General features: G+C 56.6%; 12 protein-coding genes and 1 tRNA gene. 6 read left to right on the top strand and 7 right to left on the bottom strand.

The window, feature by feature from the left end; genetic code table 11:
* Window positions 1-601: 601 nt before the first annotated feature.
* A complete protein-coding gene (locus NZ823_10135) occupies window positions 602-2,125 on the bottom strand; it encodes a tetratricopeptide repeat protein (GenBank protein MCS6805483.1) in 1,524 nt (507 codons plus the stop codon).
* The gene (locus NZ823_10130) at window positions 2,122-3,843 is read right to left on the bottom strand and encodes a CRTAC1 family protein (GenBank protein ID MCS6805482.1); all 1,722 of its coding nucleotides are present in this window, start codon (window positions 3,841-3,843) and stop codon (window positions 2,122-2,124) included. Before NZ823_10130 ends, NZ823_10135 begins: the two co-directional genes overlap by 4 nt.
* 90 nt (window positions 3,844-3,933) lie before the next feature.
* Here NZ823_10130 and NZ823_10125 point away from each other — a divergent pair, with 90 nt between their 5' ends.
* Window positions 3,934-5,043, top strand: coding sequence for a tetratricopeptide repeat protein (locus NZ823_10125; protein ID MCS6805481.1), 1,110 nt, complete (start codon window positions 3,934-3,936; stop codon window positions 5,041-5,043).
* Window positions 5,044-5,135: 92 nt separating this feature from the next.
* Here NZ823_10125 and NZ823_10120 read toward each other — a convergent pair whose 3' ends face one another.
* Window positions 5,136-6,827, bottom strand: a complete 1,692-nt coding sequence (locus NZ823_10120; GenBank protein ID MCS6805480.1) for a hypothetical protein — start codon at window positions 6,825-6,827, stop codon at window positions 5,136-5,138.
* A gap of 32 nt (window positions 6,828-6,859) precedes the next feature.
* Complete coding sequence (locus NZ823_10115) at window positions 6,860-8,551, bottom strand: hypothetical protein (protein MCS6805479.1); 1,692 nt, start codon at window positions 8,549-8,551, stop codon at window positions 6,860-6,862.
* 197 nt (window positions 8,552-8,748) lie between these two features.
* Between NZ823_10115 and NZ823_10110 the strand changes: the two genes are divergently transcribed.
* From NZ823_10110 to glmS, 4 genes are all read left to right on the top strand, one after another.
* Window positions 8,749-9,786 (top strand): hypothetical protein, encoded by a 1,038-nt coding sequence (locus NZ823_10110; GenBank protein ID MCS6805478.1) that lies wholly within the window; start codon window positions 8,749-8,751, stop codon window positions 9,784-9,786.
* A gap of 81 nt (window positions 9,787-9,867) precedes the next feature.
* Window positions 9,868-11,295, top strand: a complete 1,428-nt coding sequence (gene selA / locus NZ823_10105; protein ID MCS6805477.1) for an L-seryl-tRNA(Sec) selenium transferase — start codon at window positions 9,868-9,870, stop codon at window positions 11,293-11,295.
* 465 nt (window positions 11,296-11,760) lie between these two features.
* Window positions 11,761-13,623 (top strand): hypothetical protein, encoded by a 1,863-nt coding sequence (locus NZ823_10100; protein MCS6805476.1) that lies wholly within the window; start codon window positions 11,761-11,763, stop codon window positions 13,621-13,623.
* 390 nt (window positions 13,624-14,013) lie between these two features.
* Window positions 14,014-15,870, top strand: coding sequence for a glutamine--fructose-6-phosphate transaminase (isomerizing) (glmS, locus tag NZ823_10095; protein ID MCS6805475.1), 1,857 nt, complete (start codon window positions 14,014-14,016; stop codon window positions 15,868-15,870).
* A gap of 444 nt (window positions 15,871-16,314) precedes the next feature.
* On the opposite strand, the gene NZ823_10090 is transcribed toward glmS, so the two are convergent.
* From NZ823_10090 to NZ823_10080, 3 genes are read right to left on the bottom strand one after another with little or no spacing between them, the layout of a single operon-like run.
* Entirely contained in the window at window positions 16,315-17,634 is a 1,320-nt protein-coding gene (locus NZ823_10090; protein MCS6805474.1) for a heterodisulfide reductase-related iron-sulfur binding cluster, read from the bottom strand.
* Window positions 17,635-17,638: 4 nt separating this feature from the next.
* Window positions 17,639-18,961 carry an FAD-binding oxidoreductase gene (locus NZ823_10085; protein MCS6805473.1) on the bottom strand — a complete coding sequence of 441 codons (1,323 nt, stop codon included), beginning with the start codon at window positions 18,959-18,961 and terminating at the stop codon, window positions 17,639-17,641.
* A 3-nt stretch (window positions 18,962-18,964) separates the two neighbouring features.
* On the bottom strand, window positions 18,965-20,446 hold the full coding sequence (locus NZ823_10080) for an FAD-binding protein (GenBank protein ID MCS6805472.1): 1,482 nt from the start codon (window positions 20,444-20,446) through the stop codon (window positions 18,965-18,967).
* 758 nt (window positions 20,447-21,204) lie between these two features.
* Between NZ823_10080 and NZ823_10075 the strand changes: the two genes are divergently transcribed.
* Window positions 21,205-21,283, top strand: a tRNA-Glu gene (locus tag NZ823_10075).
* The last annotated feature ends 10 nt before the right edge of the window (window positions 21,284-21,293 follow it).

The following is a 21,293-nucleotide window of genomic DNA, read 5'->3' as shown; positions in this document are numbered from 1 at the left end:
TTGGTAGTTCCCTATATTGGTGGCCTATGCAAACCACCGAAATAGTTATGGCGAGCAATAGCAAAAACCTTTTCATAGCTTGACCTCCCTTGAAAATAGCCCACGAACACACGGACCTCACGAAAGATTGTATTTCCATCGTTCATGGTGAGCGCGGAGCTCATGGGCGATTCCTTGAAAAAAATTACGCGAAAAGGATGTTACTGCTTTTTTTTCTTCGTCAAGAAAAATTTTTACCCATTGACGACCTTTTCGAGGCAGCTAGCCCTGCGATTTAGTTCGCGCTGGTGCTGGTCGCTGGCGACGCCTTGACCGCTCACGCTTATTTTGGTCTGGAGTCTTTGAACCTGGAAGCTGAAGCATAGCTTTTTTCTCCATGGCTTGCTCAATCTGGCCGCGCGCCAACGCTCCGATCTTTCCCTTCACAATTGGAGCGATTTCCAATTGCCCTTACCTGGAGGCCGCACATCGTGCGGGCGAATGCACGCCGGAAGCGTGTGCTCTCAGGGTGAACTCATTCGCAAACTGCTCTAGTATGAGAAGCAGACCCAGGCAACTGCCGCAGGCGCGTTCATCAGATGCAATTGGTATCAGAGAGGCGCTAAGGTTCGAGTCGAGCCAGTTGACGATAGGCACTCAGAGCCGGTTCAACGTGGGCCAGTGAGGTGAACGGCTGAAGCGCCTTTTCCATGTTCTGCGAACCAAAGATGGTAGCGCGTTGGCGACGCAGCGCTTCCTGCCAGAAGCGTTCAGCAGCGGCGCGGTCATTCAATCGGAATGCGACGATCCCGGCTGCAATCAACATCTCTGCGTTGTTTGGGGCAAGCCGGAGCCCTTGTTCAAGCGTCCGGCGCGCATGAGCGAGTTGGTCGCGTTGATATTGAACGAGTCCCATCTGAAAATAGGTTTTTGCGTTCTTGGAATCAAGGCTCAAACTGTGGCGCAGCGCCGCCTCTGCGTCGGCCAGCCGACCGGCTTGCCGGTAGGCTTTGCCGAGTTGATAGAAGGTTTGCGCATTCCACGGGCCGAGTTGTCTGGACTTATCGAGCGCTGCTTGCGCCTGTTCATATTGCCCTTTGCCAAGGCGGATCAAGCCCAGAAGAAAATGCGCGGTCGAATCATTAGGTGCCAGCCTCAGCGCATGCACGGTCCACTTGGTCGCTTCGTCCAGTTGTTGGAGGTCTATGAACAGGGCGGCCAGGCCAAGGGCTGCCGGTAGAAATCGGGCGTCCAGTTCTAATGCGCGTTTGTATGCGGTGATCGCCTCCTGATACTGTTGTGCTTCCAGCCGCAGCCGCGCCACGTGAAGGAAATCGTGCGCCGTGGCTCCACGCAGAGCGCTAGCGCTCGTAGCTTGCTCCAGTTGGTCATACCATCTGGCGAGTTCGCTGTGTCGCTCTAACACCTGTTCGCCTTCTTCCCGTCGGTTCAAGCGAACGAGCGTTTGACCGAGATTTAACATGGCGCCAAGATGGCGGGGATTCTCGGCCAGCGCCTGTCGGAAGGCTGCTTCAGCTTGTTCAAGTCGGCCGAGCTTTCGGTAGACCACACCCAACTCAAACGAGGCTTCAGCACGCTCGCGGCCATGCTCGATGGCTGATAGGAGGTACTTTTCCGCTTCGTCGAGCCGCCCTTGTTGAGACAGGATGCGTCCCAATTGGAGCGCCGCTCCAGCGTGTTGAGGATTCAATTCCAGGCATTTTTCCAGCGGCGCAATGGCGCGGTCCGTTTCACCCAGTCGGGTGTAAGCTGTGGCGAGGCTGTTATAGGTTTCTGCGAATGCCGGATTATGTTCGATTTCGCGCTCAAACTCGACGATGGCAGCGCGGTGATCGCCCTGCGAGCCAAGCAGCACGCCCAGGGTATAATGGAACTGCGGTGCTTCGGGTTCTCGCGCCAGGTAGCTTCTGGCCAATGAGATGGCGTCGTCGTACTTTGCCTCTTCGTGTAATTGGGCGATTCTTTGCAGAACGGCTTGCGCTTCGGCGCTTGGTCCACGAGGTTTATCTGGCCGCGTGTAGTACCAGCCGCCAACCGCCGTGATCAGCGCGAGTCCAACAGCCAGGCTCCCATATATCAACCGGGAGCGGGCTGTGCGGCGTCGCTGATGCTTCCGTCGGCTCATCGCTGTGGTTGGGAAATCGTGGTGATCTGGTTGATTCTGACCTGCTCGCCCGACAGCCTCTGCCTGAGGCCCTCCGGCCAGCGGATTTCGATGTAATCAATCGTCTGGCGATTTCCTATGCCGAAGTGGACTCGTAGATCATTTTGTGAAAGATAACTCGACCCGCTGCGAACCTCTTCAATCTGGGTCAAATCGCCGGCCACGAGTGTGACGCGCGCGCCGATGGCGTCGCGGCCACGGTGGCGGCTGGCCAGTTTCAGCATGACCCAGTTCTGGCGATGTCCTATCTCGTTGCGCAGCAGCAGCGCTCGTTGGTTGTTGTTGGTCTGCAAGATGTCAACGTCGCCGTCATTATCTACGTCACCGAACGCTGCTCCGCGACCAACCCACGGAGTCCGGAAGAAGGCGCCGGCGCGAGCGGAAATGTCGGCGAACGGCCCGCGTCCCAGGTTTTCATAGAGCTGCGCCGGTTGCTCGTAGGAAAGGCTAGGGTTCTGTCGGGCAATGTTATCAATGATGTGACCATTAGCGACGAAAAGGTCCACGTCGCCATCGTTATCGAAGTCGAAGAAATTTGTGCCGAAACCAACCCGCGTCAAGCTGGGCGCTGCCAGGCCGGTCGTATCCGTTCGGTCCTCGAAGCTGCCATCGCCGAGGCTGTGATAGAGCGTGTTGGTTTCAAAGTCGAGGTTGGTGATGAACAGATCGAAGAATCCGTCGCCGTTGTAATCGCCGGCGTCGATCCCCATGCCGGCTGTTGTCTTGCCCTGACCGTTGTATGCGAAACCAGCGCTGACGCCAATCTCAGTGAACGTGCCATTGCCGTTGTTGCGAAAGAGAAATTGTCGCGTCGAGTCATTAGCGACGAAAATATCCGCATCGCCATCGTTGTCGTAATCGCTCCAGACTACGCCCAGGCCTTTGCTTTGGTCTTTCGCGTCAATGTAGAGACCAGCTTGTCGTGTCACATCGGTGAATGTTCCGTCGCCGTTGTTGCGATAGAGAATGTCGGGGACACCGTCGTAGACATCCGGGTGGCAATACGTTTGCAAGCCAGGCTCACCGCAGTAAATGTTACGGTCGAGGCTGAAGTTGACGTAATTGACCACGTACAGATCGAGAAAGCCGTCGCCATCATAGTCGGCGAACGCGGCGCTTGAACCCCAGCGGGGATCGCCGACGCCGGCCCGCTCGGTGACATCGGTGAACGTGCCGTCGCCGTTATTGCGATAGAGTTTATTCGGGCCAAAGTTGGTGACGAAAATATCAATGAAGCCATCGTTGTCAATGTCGCCAAACGCGCAGCCCATGCCGTAGCTCGTATCGCCGAGGCCGGCCTGCTCGGTGACATCGGTGAACGTGCCGTCGCCGTTATTGCGATAGAGTTTGTTGGGAAGCGGCGTTTGATCGGAGAAGCCGGGCAGCGGTCCGCTTTGCACCAGGTAAATATCGAGCCAGCCATCATTGTCGTAATCGAGAAAGCCTCCGCCTGATCCCATCGTCTCGATCATATACTTGCGACCGCTGCCGCCGTGAACGTGGGTGAACAGAAGGCCTGCTTGGTCTTGCACGGGGACGAATAGATGCACCGACCCACTGGCCGGCCCGGCGCTTTGTCGTTGACACCCGCACAGCACAGAGCAGAACGTGACGCCGATAAGCGCCGACACGAACCATGGCGCATGAACGAGCCTTCTGCCTAGCGTGCTGACCATCATGACCGGCAGAGGCATTCTATCGGGTTGCGTTCACCAAGGCAATCACGGAACGCAGGACCGGTATCGCGGCCTTTGCAATGAAGTGGTGCTTTGTTACTTTTTCGCTTCATGGTTGAGGAAGGGCTACAGGGTAATCCGTCCGGCGTGTCTCATGATCGCGCCGCCGAGCATTTTAATCGAGGCTTGCGACTGGTCGCCCAAGCCCGACTGGGTTTGAATCCAGAAGATCGCCGGAGCGCGCTGCTGGCCGCTGCATCCGAATTTGAGAGAGCGCTGCATCAGGATGCCAGCTTCCCCGGCGCTCGCACGAACTTTGGATATTGCTTGATCGAGTTGGGGCGCTACGGCGACGCTAAACGCGAGATTGAGCGCGCCATGAGCGAAGCGCCGCACGATGTTTCAGCGCGAATCAACTATGCCATCATCTTGAGACACGAGCAACAGATTGAACAGGCTGAATCGTACCTGCGGCAAGCGCTGGCAATAGACCCGCAGCGCGGCAGCACGTATCGCGATCTGGGCTACCTGCTCAGCGAGCGCGGTCACTTTCGTCGCGCTGCCGATTACCTCGAACGCTATCTTGAGCTGACGCCTCATGCGAACGATCAACGGGCAGTGCGCGAGCGGATCAAGTTGTTACGACAACGCGCCGAATTCTTCGAATTGCCCGACTGTTGGCTAACTCCTCTGGGCGTGATGGCAGATTTACGCCAGCGTGTCGCCGCAGCCCTGTTGGATGGCGCATTCTACGTTGCCCTATGGTTCATGGTGAGCCGGCTGTTTGAGCGCGTCCCCTGGGCAGCGCTTCATCAGATGCCAATTTTCTTTTCGATGCTCTACCTGTATCAGGTGCTCGCGACGCAGACGCTCGGCGGCAGTATCGGCAAGATGATGGCCAGCCTGGCTGTCAAACACGATGCGCCGGTTTCGTGGTACGACCCGATAACTGTTCGCGAAACCCTGCGCTGTGGGCCGGCGTTGATCGGCCTGCTGCTGCCGCGACCATGGAACGTGGCGATCCTTGTGCTCCTGGTTGGATGGGCTTTGCTCTCTGCGTTGCGTCATCGCGAAGGGCGCGCCTGGTATGATCGCTTGAGCCGTTGTTACGTGGTGGAGTCGCAGTATCAACGCCGAGGGATCGTTGCCTGGGTTCTGTGGGTGGTGTGCCTGATTGCCGGAGCGTTGGCAGCGTTTCCTTAGAGCGATTTTCAGTTGCCTTTAGCTGGGGCCTTACATCTTGCAGGCTCATGCACGCGCATGCGCTCGCAGGGTAAACTCATTCACAAACCGCTCTAGAGGCGGGGCACTCGGATGATACCGGTATTGGGGACAACATCCAGGCGGTTGCCACCGTGATGTGTGATGACCAGTAAGTCCATCGCGCCGTCGTCCTGCCCCAGCAGGCTGAGCGGCAACGTCGTCACCGTGCGAGCCGAGGGCGTGAAGGCGAACGAGGTGAGCTGATTATAAACTTGCGGTTGTGCACCGATCCGCTGTAGCTGAACATTAGCAGTTGGCTCGACTCGCGCCGACGGTTGGATGATGCCGAAGCTGAGCACATAATCGGCGCCGATGCGCTGACCGGCATTTTCGATCAGCAGGCCGGTTGCAACGTTCTGGTCTGTGTCAATAAAGAGGCTGGTTGTGGCTGTGCCCGCCGCTTTTTGCAAATCGGTATACGCAATCTCAATCAGCAACAGAGGTCCGTTGGGATTCTCCACGGTGCAGAGGCAGAGTTTGACTTGGATCAGTTCATCATTGAGAGAGCCTGCCGAAGCATCAACCGGATCATCGGCCGATATTGGCGGGCTTGTACAGCTCGGCAGCGGCCGCAGCGAGCGTGAAGCAGCGGCCAGGATCATTTGATTTGGTAAACCATCGCTGGCGCCAGAGGGAATGGCCTGACAGTCGGCTCGAACAAGGACGTCACCGGGGAAGTCGCCGAGCAACACGAGCGGAACATCGAACGTGACGGAGCGACCGGCCCGCCTTGCTTGGCAGTCGTTTCGATGAGCCAGCCCCATCTGCAATTCGGCCGGGGCGCTGCGTCCTGGCAATCGTGAGCTGAATGACAGAATGACAGGCTCCAGCGAAGCGCGTGGATCAAGAATAAACTTCAACCCATAATCAGCGCCGAGCAGGGGAGGGGATTCGCCGCCATGACTGAACCCGGTGACGAGCCGTTGGTCAATGTCAAAGAAGACCTGTCCAAGAATTTTGCTGCCTGCAGGAAAATCGCGTCCACCTTCTACGCTGTGGATGAATGTGAGCGTGACACGGAGGCGGTCTCCCACCACTCTTAATTCAAGGCTTGCAAGATCAGGAAACGCGGCATCGCGCGGTTCATCATGCAGGATCACATCAATGCTGGCGCGACTTGTTCCGGCTAGTTTCACCTGTGGCCGACCCGCGCTGTAATCAATCAAACCCACGTCAGGCACGCGATCAAAGGTCATGTCGCCGACTTCCCCTGTGTCTACGCACACGAAAAAATCAACCACAGTAGCGCCGCCCAGTAGCTCTTTGGCCAGTTTCAGCATGAGCACGTTGTCGGCAATGGAGACACGAACTTTGTCTGACTTGGGCGGGAAGAACACCTGCACGCCGGCCTCTGTAATCACTTCCACGCGATTGAACACATTGCCTCTATCCAGGCCATGAACCAGCTTAATTAAAACGTCAATGCCCGGCACGGTAGAAACATTTGAGGCTGAGCTGGTCAGGTCGCGGTCTGCGTCCACGAAGAGATAACAGACGAATGTTGGCGTCACGTTGCTGGCAAAATCCAATGTCACTTTGATGCCTTCTGCCGGTTCCGCTTGCGCGTTGATGGCCGTCACGTCAGCCGGAGCTTCGTGATCGCGCAGCGGGTCCCTGATCTGAGCGCTGACCGCGGTGGCAGTGACCAGGCTTGCGAGAAAACTCCACCCAGCGAGTCGCCAGCATCGGGAACCGAGCGTTGACGGTGACTTCGTTGATGTCATGCCGTTTCTCCGACCGTCGTTCCACAAATCGCTCATGGCCGACGGATTTGAAGCATGCCAGCATTGGGCAATATATCCGACCGCGTTGTCCTGATCGTGGTTTCCACCAGGATGTTCACGTTGCCGTCATCATTGTCGAGCAAGCTGAGCGGCAAGCTCAGGGAGACCGAACCGTCAGTTCCAAGCTTGAATGCGGCTAACTGCCGATGCACTTCAGATGGGCGATTACTTCTGCTCAATTCCACAGAATAAACCGCGCTTTGATTGGCCAGATCAATGCGATATTCCAAAACGAAATCGGCGCCGATGGTGGTGTCAGCGTTGGAGACGCGGCCGCCCGTCTGCGGATTTTGATCCGTGTCAAGATAGATTCTGGTGCGGCTGCTATTGGCATGAGGTTTCAACTCAGCGTGAAGAATCTGCAACAGCAGCACATCACCATTGAGTGGGTTGTTCAGCGAGAGACAGCCGGCCGCTGCGAGCAGCTCGTCATTGCGCTGACCATCGGTAGCATCCACCGGGTCGGTCTGTTGCGCGTTCGGTGCCGTACAACTGAACAACGGCACAGGTCGGCCGCTGCCCGTGCTGTAAGCGCCGTGATCAGGAAGGGCGTCACGGCCCGTGCCCGGTTCGGTGAAGCTCTCGCAGCGCACATGCACATCCCCGTCTGAATAACCTAAAAGAGTGAGCGGCACATCAAACGTCACCTTGTTGGCCTGCGCCAACGCCAGGCAATCGTTGGCAAAGGCCAGGCCCATCTTCAACTCGTGTGTGGGGCTTCGGTTTGGCGAGCGCGAGGCGAACGACAATAAACTGGCCGCGAGCGGCTCGCGAATCAGTTTGGTAAACGTGATGGCATGATCGGCGCCAAGCAGCGGCGGCGATTCACCGCCATTATCAAAGCCGGTCGTCAATCGCTTGTCCTTATCAATCGCAATACGTCCTATGAGTGAAACGCCGGTTGGAAATCCTTCGCCTCCAGCCACGTTGTGATTGTACTCGACAACCAGGCGCAGCCGGTTTTCAATGACGCGCACACGCAACGAAACCAAATCAGGAAACGGCGAATCGAAGGCAGCGTCCAGCCATGTGACATTGATGGATTCATTCCCTTTGGCATGCACCTTGACCTGGCCTACGCTAGCGCTGATATCAATGACGCCGGCGTCAGGCACACGATCGAACGAGCTATCGCCCTCGCTCCCTACGTCGGAGCAGAAGAAAAAGTCGTATAGTTCAATTCCACTGAAGAGTCTGTCGCGCAACGTCAGAGCCAAAGTTTGGCTGTCGGTCAATCGGTACCTAATCTGATCGGTTTTCGGCGGATCAAAACTGCGTGTTCCGAATTGTGTGGTCACATCCACGTGCATGGCGATGCCGCCGGGACTGGGCAACAATTGATATTTGACGAGCGCTTCAATTCCAGGGACAGGGGAGATGGAAGCCAGCGACGTGCCCGGATTACGATCCAGATCAATGAAGATATAGCCAACAACTGGAGGAACAATCGGCTCGGCATAAACGATACGAAACTTGGTTCCGCCCTCTTCATAGGCTTGCGCAGAAATCTCGATGATGTCGGCGCGACCCTCGTCAGCATCACCCCTCGGATCGCTCACTTGAGCCATTGCCGAGCTTGTCATGATAACCAGCAACCAAAAGCCTATCGCCACCGCGCGACCAATATGAGTAACCGGCGTTGAATCAAACCTGTCGTGAATCACTGGGCGTATCCTCACCTCGTATGTTTCAACTGCTTCCTCCGATACTGCGGTGGCGGAGTTTAACACACGGACTCACGCTATGCCAGATGAAACGCTGCTCGGGCGGCCTGGCGCTGCCATGGCTGATAGCTGAATGTTGCGTGTTATGGTACACTGTCGGCCCGGAGACACTAATGAATCGGCAGGAGGATGTTGACATGCACGGTTACAGAATTTTGTGGTGGAGCTTGTGTGTTCTTCTCTGGCTTGCGCCCTCGGCGCAGGGGCAAACTCGTGCCACCGATACGATCCGGATGAAGAATGGGTCTATCTTACACGGTGTAGTTGCGCGATTTGAAAACGGCCTGTTCACGGTTATCATCCCCGGCACGCAAAGTCGCGCTATGGTGCACGTGGACGATGTGGAACAAATCGAGTTTGCAGCCGAGAGGTCGGCAGCAGCCTCGCCCACTCCTGTGAGACCTTCGCCAGAGCCACGAATGGAGCGTGCGACTGATGTGACGGGGAACACTCCATCTGCTCTGACGCAAGACCAACAGCGATCACCGAGTCCCAGTTCAAGCGGCCGCGCGGCAGAATCAACACAGATGGCATCCATGCAAGAGCGGGGCGGCAAAACTGATGTGGTTCGTGAGCCGGCAACATCCACACCGGGAAAACCACCAACCGGTTCAACCGAACCAAGCAAATCCGCAACGGCCACAGCCAATCCGTCTGCTGGCAATCCGCCGGCCACAGCAAGTCCGTCCGTAGTCAATCCGCCGGCCACAGCCCAACCGACCGGCAGCAAGCCCGGCGCTGGCCAAACGACACCGGCCAATGGCCCGGCTCTGCTCAGCACATCGCCTCGTCCGCCGGCTGTACGGGAACTGACTGTTCGTGTGGCCGGCAATGAGGTCTGGGTGGATAGCGGTCTGGATGTGCGACAAGGCGATACGATTCGACTGTCGGCTTCGGGGCGCGTGCAGCTCTCGCGCACGCAGGCCACCGGACCGGAAGGCGTCAATATCGCTGATCCTCAGAAAATGATGCCCAATCGTCCAACCGGCGGGTTGATTGCCGTCATCGGTGATGACAACGATGATTTTATCTTCATCGGCGCTGGCGCGCAGCTTCAAGCGCGTCGCAGCGGACGATTGTTTTTGATGGTCAATGAGAATGTGTTGGAAGATAACTCCGGCGCCTTCACCGTTCGCATCCAAGCGCAATCGGCAGCGGAGCCCAACCGTGAATGATCGAATCATTGCCTCACGATCCATGAGGAATTGCGTTGAGCGCAATCGGCGGTAGAACTCAACCGTGAATGAGACTCGCACATGAACACCACAACGCTTCAGTTGTTGCGAGCCATCCCCTCTGTTGACGCGATACTGCAACAAGCGGCCTTTGAGCAGCTCGCTCAGCGCATTGGCCGTGCGCAACTCTCTGCCTGCGTGCGCGAGGCGCTCGATCAGCTTCGAGAAGACATTCGCGCCGGTCGTGTGCAAGCAGACCCTGATGAATTGATGCAGACGATCGAACGTCAAATCATCGCGCGGGCTGAGCGCTGGCGACAACTCTCGTTGCGTCCGGTGGTGAATGCTACCGGCGTGATCATTCACACGAATTTAGGGCGAGTGCCGTTGTCGGCGGATGCCGTCCGTCAGGTGGAGATGGTGGCGCGCGGTTACTCAAATCTGGAATACGATCTGGAGCATGGTCGGCGCGGTCAGCGCGATGCGCACGGCGAGCATTGGTTAACGCTGCTGATGGATGGTCATTCGGCTGTGGTGGTGAACAATAATGCTGCCGCCGTGCTGCTGGTGCTCAACACGCTGGCTGAAGGCGGCGAAGTGATCATCTCTCGCGGCGAATTGATTGAAATCGGCGGCTCGTTTCGTATCCCCGATATTATGCTCAAATCAGGCTGTCGGCTGCGAGAAGTCGGCACGACCAATCGCACGCGCCTGGATGACTACGAGCAAGCCATCGGCGAGCAGACCCGACTGCTGCTGCGCGTGCATCAGAGTAACTTTCGCATATCAGGGTTTGCTGAGCGACCGAGCTTACAGCAATTGTCAGCTTTGGCACGCCGCTACGACTTGCCGTTGTATGAAGACCTGGGCAGTGGGTGTTTCGTAGACCTGGCTGCATGGGGCATTCACGACGAGCCGATGGTTCAAACATCACTGCAAGCCGGCGTAGACCTCTGCTCATTCAGTGGCGACAAGCTGCTTGGCGGGCCTCAATGCGGCATCATCGTGGGCAAAGCAGATATGATTCGACGGCTGCGAGCCAATCCACTGATGCGCGCGTTGCGGCCTGACAAAATGACATTGGCGGCGCTCGAAGCCACGCTGCGGTCTTATGCGGTTGGTCGCGCTACCGAGGAGTTACCTGTTCTGCAAATGCTCAGCGCCACGCCGGCAGAGATTCGCCGTCGCGCGCTGCGCCTGATCCGCCGCGTCAGGCGCCGGTTGGCAGACCGCGTTCGGTTGGGATTGAAGTCCGGGCATTCACTCACCGGCGGCGGCTCAGCGCCTGATTCCGTCTTACCAACCACGTTGATTACAGTCGAAGTCCCCGGCGTATCGGCCGCCCAATGTCAAGCTCGATTGCGTGCCTTCCATCCACCCATCATCTGCCGTATCGAAGACGATCTCGTTCTGCTCGATCTACGAACGGTTCGGCCAGATGAAGAATCCGTCTTGCTTTCGGCGCTCATCAGCGTGGTCAATCACGCGGCTGTTGAACCAGGTAGTTAACAGTTGAAATCGTTTGTTTCACATCCGTAAAGATTGTATCAACTCTGAAAAGTCAACGAGGTTGCTTCAGTAGCGTGCCGGAGCCGGCGCTCAGCCAGGCAATTCTTGTCGCTTCAGTAGATTCGCGAGCATCAGTGATGTTTGCGCGCCGATCTGAAATGATTGGCACGACACTTGCTCAGTCAGTTTGGCGGAGACGAACAGGGCTTGGACGAGTTAGGTAAGGGCGAAGGAGCCAGGCGTTAGGGCGATCGAAGCAAGATGCTATTGATCCAGAACTTTGAATCTACCTCCTCCTTCAAGGACGAGTCGCTCGGAGTTGGCTGTTCCCCCATCCCCCCCTCCGATATAGCCAACTCCGGGCGACAAGTCATTTCTGCTACCTCCGTTTGATAAAATCTTCTCAGCCGGTTAGAATCCACGCTGTTTTTACAAGCACCTAGGATGAAAGGAGGAGAAATATCTATGACCGGGCTGAGGGTTTTGCGGTTCTTTGCAGCTTCGCTCATTCTCGTTTCCTTATTAGGAATTTGGTTGAATGCGGTCAGGTCGGCCCCATCAACGCAGCAGGATCGTTCGCCGGCAGAAGAGTACCAGGCAGAGAAACTGGCGCGGTTACGCCGCCAGCAGTACGTCTCCGGCACGGTGCTGGATGGAAGCCGAGAGAATCGCTTTGAAGAAGAGCGACTGCGGCAAGACCGGCAACGCCAACGACTGAAATGGCTGCAAGAGCAGGGCATTGAATTTGTCAGTCAACCGCTCAATACAGATGTGGGCGACATCGCCGTCATTCAAGATGATGGGACGTTAGTGGCCCCACCCAATCCGTTTGATTTGAATCGTCGCACTGTCTTGTTCATGCCGGTGCTGGGCGGCGGTTATGATGTCACCGTGGTACCCGTCACGTTTGATAGTGACGTCGGCGTCAAATTGACCGGTTTCCGCGGCAGCGCCGACCCTAATGATGATGGGTTCGTGGAGGTTCGTTTTAATGATGGGTTCACGTTCCCTTTCTATGGGCAGAATTACGCGCGGATGTTTGTTGGGACAGATGGGCACATCACATTCACACGTGGCGAAGTCGTGCAGCCCAGCGTCACCGGATTGCTGCGCACGCCGCGCGTGGCCGCCTTCTGGCATGATCTAAATCCTGGGCGCGTCAGCTCGTCGCCGTCATCAGGCGTCTTCTTCAAGCAGTTGTTTGATCGAGTTGTTGTGACCTACCAGAATGTGCCGTCTTTTACGACAGGCCGGCTGCTGACCTTTCAGGTCTCTTTGTTCAGCTCCGGCTTGATTGACATCTCGTATTCCCGCGTGCTGGATCGGACTGCGCTCGTTGGCATTTCGCCGGGGCGAACGACTGAGCAGCACCTGGTGGATTTCAGTCAGCCACCAACGAGGACATTGACCGGCCTCATCTACGAAGATTTCCGCGCCATCGCTGAAGTCGCCGTCTTTTCGGTGCCTTCGGTTTTTTATCGAACGCACGGCGACGATTATGACTTCATCTATGTGTGGACTGATTTCCCTTATGATCTGGGAAACGCCTTTGCTTTTTATTCAGGCGTGCGTAACGACATTCAAGGCATCGGCCAGCCGCTGTTTAATCGGACCGCATCGTTTGGCAGCGCCGGCCGATTGCAAGGCCTGCTGGTGTTAAACGATGTTGTCAGCGCCTATCCCAGTTTGCCAACCACGCGGTTTCTGGGCTTGAATTCATCGCTTTCGATACTCGGCCAGGAGCAAGGCCATCGTTGGTTATCGTTCATTCGCTATCCGGGCCCTGATCCTGGAATTTTGCTCGGTCGCCAGCAAGCACATTGGAGTTTCTTTCTCAACATTGAAAGCACCAGCGCGTTTAGCAGTCCTGGAGCGCCGCGCTCTTCTTCCAATGAAGGCAATGTGTGGATTGACAACGGTGATGGAACATTCACGACACCGCCAGACCTGTGGATTGACGGGTACAGTCCACTGGATCAGTATCTGATTGGCGTGCGAGCTGCTGAGGAAGTGCCCGATACCTTTGTCATTGAGAATCCACAAACGAACATCTCACGTGAAGCGGCGCCGCGAGCCGGGGTGACCGTTCGCGGCACGCGCAAGAACATCACCATCGGTGAGATCATTCAGGCCAACGGCGTTCGCATCCCGTCGGTTGAAACATCTCAGAAAGAATGGCGCGCCGCTTTTGTGTTGGTGGCTCGAGCGGGTTTCCCGCCGTCGCAGGAGACATTGAACAAGCTCAATCTGTTTCGCACGAGTTGGGAAGCATATTTCAATCAAGCCCTTGATGGGCGTGGCCGACTCAGTACTGAGTTGGTGAAATGATCACGTGGCTGAACGTCGCCTGTGGTCTCATCAGGCAGCCGTATGACCTACACTGGTCACGTTGATGAAATGATCACGTGGCTGAACGTCGTTTGGTGTGGCGCAGCATGCTGGCAGTGGCCAGCGTGCGCCGAGTCGCTCATCTGCGAGGCGCTACCCGGTCAGAAGGTCTGCTAGCCTGCGCACCGAAGCGAAGCGGCGCCAAGAAGAGGCTAGAGCGGTTTGCCAATGAGTTTGCGCTGCGTGCGCAGGCTTCCAGCGTGCATCAGCCCGCAGATGGGGGCCTTCAGCAAAAGGCAACTGAAAATCCCTCTAGGTATTTTTCCTCGCGCTTCCTCGTGAATTTCCTTGGCTGACATTTGCGCGAGCTCATGTTACACTGCTGAGGCTATGTGTGGAATTATTGGCTATGTCGGCAACAAGCAAGTCGTCCCTGTCCTTCTGGATGGGTTAAGGCGTTTGGAATATCGCGGGTATGATTCAGCCGGCGTGGCTGTGGTTGATCACGGTCGGTTAGAGATTCGCCGCGCCGCTGGCAAGCTTCGCAATCTGGAAGAGGCCATCCGATTGAAGCCGCTCGATGGGTCATTCGGCATCGGTCATACGCGCTGGGCTACGCATGGGCGGCCGACCGAAGAGAATGCTCACCCGCATCGCGATTGCACGGGACAAGTGGTCGTCGTTCACAATGGAATCATTGAGAATTACTTGTCCCTGAAGAAAGCATTACAACGCCAGGACCACGTGTTCATCACCGAGACGGATACGGAAGTCATCGCACACCAGATTGAACAATTTCGTCGTGAAGGGATGGACTTGGAGCAAGCCGTGCGCGCCACCGTTGAGCAATTGCAGGGCATCTTTGCGCTGGCCATTCTCTCGGCTGATGTGCCACAGACGATCCTCGCTGCCCGGCAGGGGCCGCCTGTGGTCATCGGCATCGGCAAAGATGAATACTTTGTTGCGTCGGACATCCCGGCCATTCTTCCGCATACACGAGATGTCTGTTTTCTCGGTGATGGCGAGCTGGCCGTGCTTTCGCCTGAGGGCGTTCGGGTCACATCGTTTCAGGGCGATCCAGTGACGCCCGTGCGGCAGCGCATCAATTGGGACCCGATTCTGGCTGAGAAAGGCGGTTTCAAGCATTTCATGCTCAAGGAAATTTATGAGCAACCGCGCGCTGTGCGCGATACGATCAAGGATCGGCTCTCACTGGAGACTGGCAATGTATACCTGGACGAACTGGATATTTCGCCAGACGAATTCCGCCGATTCCGTGAGATGACCATCGTTGCATGCGGCACCAGTTTGCACGCCGCGATGTATGGCAGGTACATCATTGAGGAGTTAGCTCGGCTCCCAGTTCAGGTGGATTATGCCAGCGAATTTCGCTACCGCACGACGCTGATTGATGAGCATTCACTGGTGCTTGCCATTTCTCAGTCGGGTGAAACAGCTGATACATTAGCAGCCGTGCGTGGCGCGCTTGAAGCGGGCGCGCGTGTGATGGGCATCTGCAACGTGCAAGGCTCAACGCTGACGCGAGAATCGCATGGGACGATCTTCACGCACGCCGGCCCGGAAATCGGGGTGGCCTCGACCAAGACGTTCACCACACAACTGGCCGCGCTCTATCTGCTGGCTGTCTATTTGGCCGAAGTGCGTGGCACGATCACTCAGGAAACGGCACGCCACTGGTTGCGCCAACTTCAGGAATTGCCGGTGAAAATGGAGCGACTCATGTCCAAGGACGATCAGTTGAATGATCTATCGCGGGAATTGTTCCGCGCTGATGATTTTCTCTACTTGGGCCGTGGCGTCAATTTTCCTATTGCCTTAGAAGGCGCGCTCAAGCTCAAAGAGATTAGCTATATTCATGCCGAAGGCTATCCAGCCGGTGAGATGAAGCATGGTCCCAATGCTCTCATTGACGAGGAGCTGCCCGTCGTTGTCGTCAACACCTGCGACCCGGAATCACCGGCCTCACGGCAGCGGTATGAAAAAACGCTCGGCAATATGGTCGAAGTCAAAGCCAGAGATGGAAAGGTCGTGGCTGTTGTCAACGAAGGCGATACGGAAGCCGCTGAGATTGCCGATCATGTCATCGAAGTGCCGCGCGCCAGCGAATGGATTGCGCCCATTCTCTCGATCATTCCGCTACAATTGCTGGCCTATCACATTGCCGTGCGTCGCGGATGTGATGTAGACCAACCTCGCAATTTGGCCAAGTCAGTCACAGTCGAGTAAGCTAGCGAGCGCTGCTTGGCGGGTCCAACCTCAAAGATATTCTTCCACACTCATGCCAACGGCGGTGGTGTTTTTTGCGGCGGCGACGCACGTCTGTAGGGGTGTCGCTGTGTGAACGCCCACTGCAAGCCAGCGGCGGCAGCCGCCGCCTACCAGAAGGTAGCCACACGTGCAACGTCTGGAACAACTGAACAAGAAGAGCGCGTTGGAGACGCGCCAGAGCCGCGCGTTCGTGGCCAGCGATTGGACAGCATGAACGAGCCGAGGAGGGAACGGTCGGAGACCGCCGCATAGAGCGATTTTCAGTTGCCTTTAGCTGAGGGCTTCACATCTGCGGGCTGATGCACGCACGCGCGCTCCCAGCAAAAACTCATTCACAAACCGCTCTAGGACCTCCTGCTCCTGCTTTCCATGTCGCTTCATCAAACATGGCTTTTCTGCGGGCTATTTGGTATACGTGCGGGCGATCAACTCAATCGGGTGCATCACCTGCACCGACAGCCCTTCAAGCCGAGCACCGCTGCCGATGTGCATGAGGCAACCGGCGTTGCCCGTCAACACGATCTGCGCCTGCGTGGATCGAATCGCGGCGAGTTTCTTCTGGAGGATGGCTTCGGCCATCTCCGCATGCAGCAAGTTGTAAATGCCGGCGCTACCACAGCAACTCTCGGCCTGCGGCAACGGAACAAATTCGATGCCGGGAATTTTTCGGATCAACTCAAGCGGCTCGTGGATCACTTGTTGAGCATGATGCAAATGGCAGGGCGCATCGTATGTCACCCGGACATTAACAGGAGTAGGGCCAGGCGCGAACCCATGCTGAGCGAGAAATTCGCAGATGTCGCGAACTTTTGAGCTGAATGTGCGAGCTCGCTCAGCGAATTTCTGATCATCACCGAGCAGCGTCCCATATTCTTTCAGCATCGCTCCGCATCCGGCTGCGTTGACAATGATGGCGTCGAAGTGCTCGGCTTCAAATACCTCGATGTTTTCTTTAGCAAGTTGCCGGGCGGTTTCCAGATCACCGGTGTGCGCGTGAAGCGCGCCACAGCAAACCTGACCCGATGGATCGTCCACCAGACAGCCGTGCGCACGCAGCACATTGATGGTGGCGCGGTTGGTATGAGCAAACAACTCGCGCACGACACATCCAGCAAACAAGGCCAAGCGCGGCGAGCCAGCCGCAGCAGGTTTGTGGCGCTCATCAGATGACGATGTCACCAATGCCTCTGGTGGCTGCCACGAACCAGGCTCGGTAGCGAGCACCATGGCCAATCCTTTGCGCAGGATGGACGGCCGAGCGGGAATGATTTGTTCGTCAATCAGCATCTGGACGATCGCGCTGCGCCTGAGGACACGCGCTATGGAAAACAGCATTCGCAACCGTCGTGGCGACGTGAAAATCTGTCGCATGAGCCACCGGATCAATCGCTCTTGCCATGAGCGTTGGGTGCCCCTTGCTTCAATGATCTGGTGCCGGGCTGTTTCTAACAAATGGCCATATCGAACACCTGATGGACAGGCCGTTTCGCAGGCGCGGCAGCCCACACACAAGTCTATGTGGCGCCGGAACGCATCAGCCGTTGGGCTGAGCCGGCCTTCAGCCACTGCTCTCATCAGGTAGAGACGTCCACGCGGCGAATCGTTTTCATCGCCCTGTTGTACATACGTCGGACAATGCGGCAAACAGAGGCCGCAATGAACGCAGGCCAACAGCTTCTCAGTCTCTGCCTCCAGCAAACGTGTGAATGCCGTTGCTACCATAGCGCTAGATGCCGCCGACGAAGCGTCCAGGATTCAGAATGCGCTTGGGATCGAATTGTTGTTTCAATGAGCGCATCAGCCCGATGGACGAGCCAACCTCACCCCAGACATCAATCGCCTGTTTGATGTTCGTCGGCGCGCGTTCAATAATCATGGAGCCGTCCATCATCTGACATTGGCGACGGAGTTGATGCAGTCGGTCGCAGAGATTTGACTGGATGGCGACGGTTGGCTCGCTTCGTGCGCAAGCGATCATCGCTCCGACTCGGTTGTAGGAGCAGAGCAGCACCTGGTCACAGCCCTCCGCCAAGCAATTTCCTACCAAGGAGAACAAACGACTCACATCAGAAGGTCGTACATGCAGGCGCAGCACGAGATTGGCTGCTGGGGCTGCCCGAAGATCGCGGATGCGTTGCCAGATCATGTGGGCGCGCGACGCTTCGAGCTGTTCGCACCGGACCGCACTGGTCCTGGCGAGTTCATGCAGTCGTGTCAGTTGATAGGCGACGGCCGCTTCAGCGTCGAGAAATCGAATCAGGCAGAGCCATCCTGAGTGCGAACAATCAGGCCACACATGCTCGGCTGTATCGGCTGAGCATGAGACCAGCGCCGCCGGCAACAATTCCGACGCCGCCACCAACCGAATCAGGTCATCAAGCGCCTCGAGCGTGTCAGCTTGAACCGAACAGGTGGCATCCGCTGGTGGCAGCGGACGCAGTTTTAGATTCAATTGCGCGATGATGCCAAGCGTTCCCAGGCTACCAACAAACAGCTTATTCAGGTCATAACCAGCCACGTTCTTGACAACCCGGCCGCCGCTCTTGATCACCGTTCCATCCGGCTGTACCACCTGCATGCCGATAACGTAATCGCGGGGCAGGCCGAATCCCAGTCGAAGCGGTCCAAAATCGGCAGTTGCGGCGATAGCGCCAAGCGACGCGCGTTCCGGCTGAGGTGGGTCTAGCGGCAGCCACTGGCCGTGTTCTTGAAGCACAGCATTGAAGGAAGCGAGCGAGCAGCCGGCTTGAACAGCGGCTGTTAAATCTTCCGGCGTATACTCGAGGATTTGATTGAGTCGTTGCGTGGACACAACAATATCTACGCGCGAAAGCCGGTTGCCCAGCCCCAACCCTGCGCCGAACCCGGCTGGAACAACGATCCACTCCCGCTGCCGCGCGCAACGCATAATAGCGGCCAACTCGTCAACACTGCCCGGATACACGAGCCAGCTCGGACACACATCATCTATGGCAAATGTCTGAACGTCACGTCCAGCCCTAACCCATTCTTTGCCGACAATAGCCGCGAGCTCGTTCTGTTGCGCCATAAGTCAAAACGCCCGACAACGACGTATCGGAAGCACTTTTCCTGGATTACACCGATTGTCTGGGTCGAAACAGGCGCGTACTCGCGCCATCGCATCTATATCAGCTTGAGTGAAAATCAATGGCATGTAGTTGATTTTGTCCAAACCAACGCCATGTTCGCCGGTAATCGAACCGCCCGCTTGAACGCACAGGTGCATGATTTCCTCGCTGGCTTGCTTGACGCGTTCGACTTGAGCCGGGTCACGCGCGTCAAACATCAGGTTCGGATGCAAATTTCCATCGCCAGCATGAAACACATTGGCGATGGTCAGGTTGAGGCGTTGACCGATTTTGAGGATTTCGCCAAGGATATCAGGTAACTTGCTGCGTGGGACAACGGCATCTTGAATCATCAGGTCTGGGCTAATCCGTCCCATCGCGCCGAATGCGCCTTTGCGTCCTGCCCAGATTTGCGCCCGTTCAGCTTCATTGCGTGCTTGACGAACCGTGCGCGCGCCGTTGGCTCGGCAGATGTCTGTGATTCGCTCGGCTTCTGCTACCAGGGCGTTTTCAAATCCATCCAGTTCGACAATCAGCACCGCCGCTGCATCGGTCGGATTGCCCGCTGCAAACACAGAAGCCTCAACGGCGCGTATCGTCGCGTTATCCATCATCTCCAATGCCGCCGGCAAGATGCCTGCCGCGATGATGTCGGAGACAGCTTGGCTCGCTTCTACGACTGAGGTGAAATCAGCAAGTAGCGTTTTGACTGCTTGCGGCCGTCGTGTCAGTCGAACCGTGATTTTCGTGGCGATGCCAAACATGCCTTCCGAACCGACAAACACACCTCGCAGGTCATAACCGACGGTCTCCACCTCGCCACCCAGCTCGATGATCTCGCCATTGGGTAAGACGACCTCCAATCCGAGGATATGATTGGTCGTCATCCCATATTTCAAGCAATGCGGGCCGCCAGCGTTTTCCGCGACATTGCCGCCCAATGTGCATGACGTCTGACTGGATGGATCAGGCGCATAGAAGTAACCTCGATCAGCGACGGCTTGTGATAGTACAACGTTGATGACGCCAGGCTCAACAACGGCCAGTTGATTTTCATAGTCAATCTTCAGAATCCGATTCATCCTGGCAAGCTCAATGATCACACTGTTGGCTTGCGCAACGGCGCCGCCACTGAGGCCTGTGCCAGCGCCGCGCGCGACGAATGGCACGTCGTGATCAGCAAGGATTCTGAGTACGTTTGAGACTTCTTCCGTTGATTGAGGAAAAACGACAGCGCGCGGGCGACTCTTGTGATAGGTCAATCCATCGCATTCATACACCAGTAACTCATCAGGCTCCGATAAGACCCGATCCGTGCCGAGCGCATCGCCCAACCGTGCGACTAATTCATCAACCACAGCAGGTGCATTGTGACACGCGCCGTCTGACCGGTCAATTGGGTTGTCGGAGTCACATCGGTGAAGGGCATCTTGATTCCTCGGCATCCGCATTCGGCTGAGTCTCGGCACGGATGTGAGCGGCCTGATACCAATCGCTTCTGGAGACGCTATCTGCAGTTGCCCTGGGCTACTTGTCAGTCCGAGTTTTGTCAATCCACCGAGTCAGTTCAATCGCCCCTGACGCGACGAGATGAATATGTGTAACACGCTGGTTCTTGGCCTCGAAAGGGCCAAGCTATATTCAACCGCCGCCCGCGTGGCGCAGCAGGTCATTTTTGTCCCGTCGGGACGGATGAATGTAGGCAGGTCGTTCACGGCCTGCATACAACGGCCGCCTATCCTGCCGGCGTCGCGCGAGCGACGGTTGAATTACTCGCGATTTGCTTTCACTCGTCGCTACGCAACGGCTCAGTCGGCCACCTTCCTGATGCTGTGCTTAAAAGAGGGCCTCATACCAACGCCCACAGGAAGTCGTAGACTGCCGCTTGGGAACTTCTGCTTCTGGTCTCAATCTAGCTTCATCAAACACGGCCTTTCTCCGGACTATTGGTCTCAGCAGCGTGATGAACACGGAAGATGCTTTCGTCACATTCGGTTGCATACGGATATGACCCGAGTCATATTCAATCGTCTAGAGCGGTTTGCAAATGAGTTTATACTGCGAGCGCAACTCCAGCGTCCATCAGCCGGCAAGATGCGGGGCCACCAGGCTAAAAGCAGTTGAAAATCGCTCTAAGCCTTCTCGATGACTTTTCTCTACTTGCTTTTTGTCGGCGGAGGCATAAAATATGCGCCTTTCGTGTGACGCCGTGGTGAAGTCAGGTCAAACACACCGGTCTTTCAAGCCGGCATACACGGGTTCAAATCCCGTCGGCGTCGCCAGCAATTTTCG

Source organism: Blastocatellia bacterium, assembly GCA_025054955.1.
Taxonomy (GTDB): domain Bacteria; phylum Acidobacteriota; class Blastocatellia; order HR10; family J050; genus JANWZE01.
This window is presented reverse-complemented; position numbering and strand designations above follow the sequence as displayed.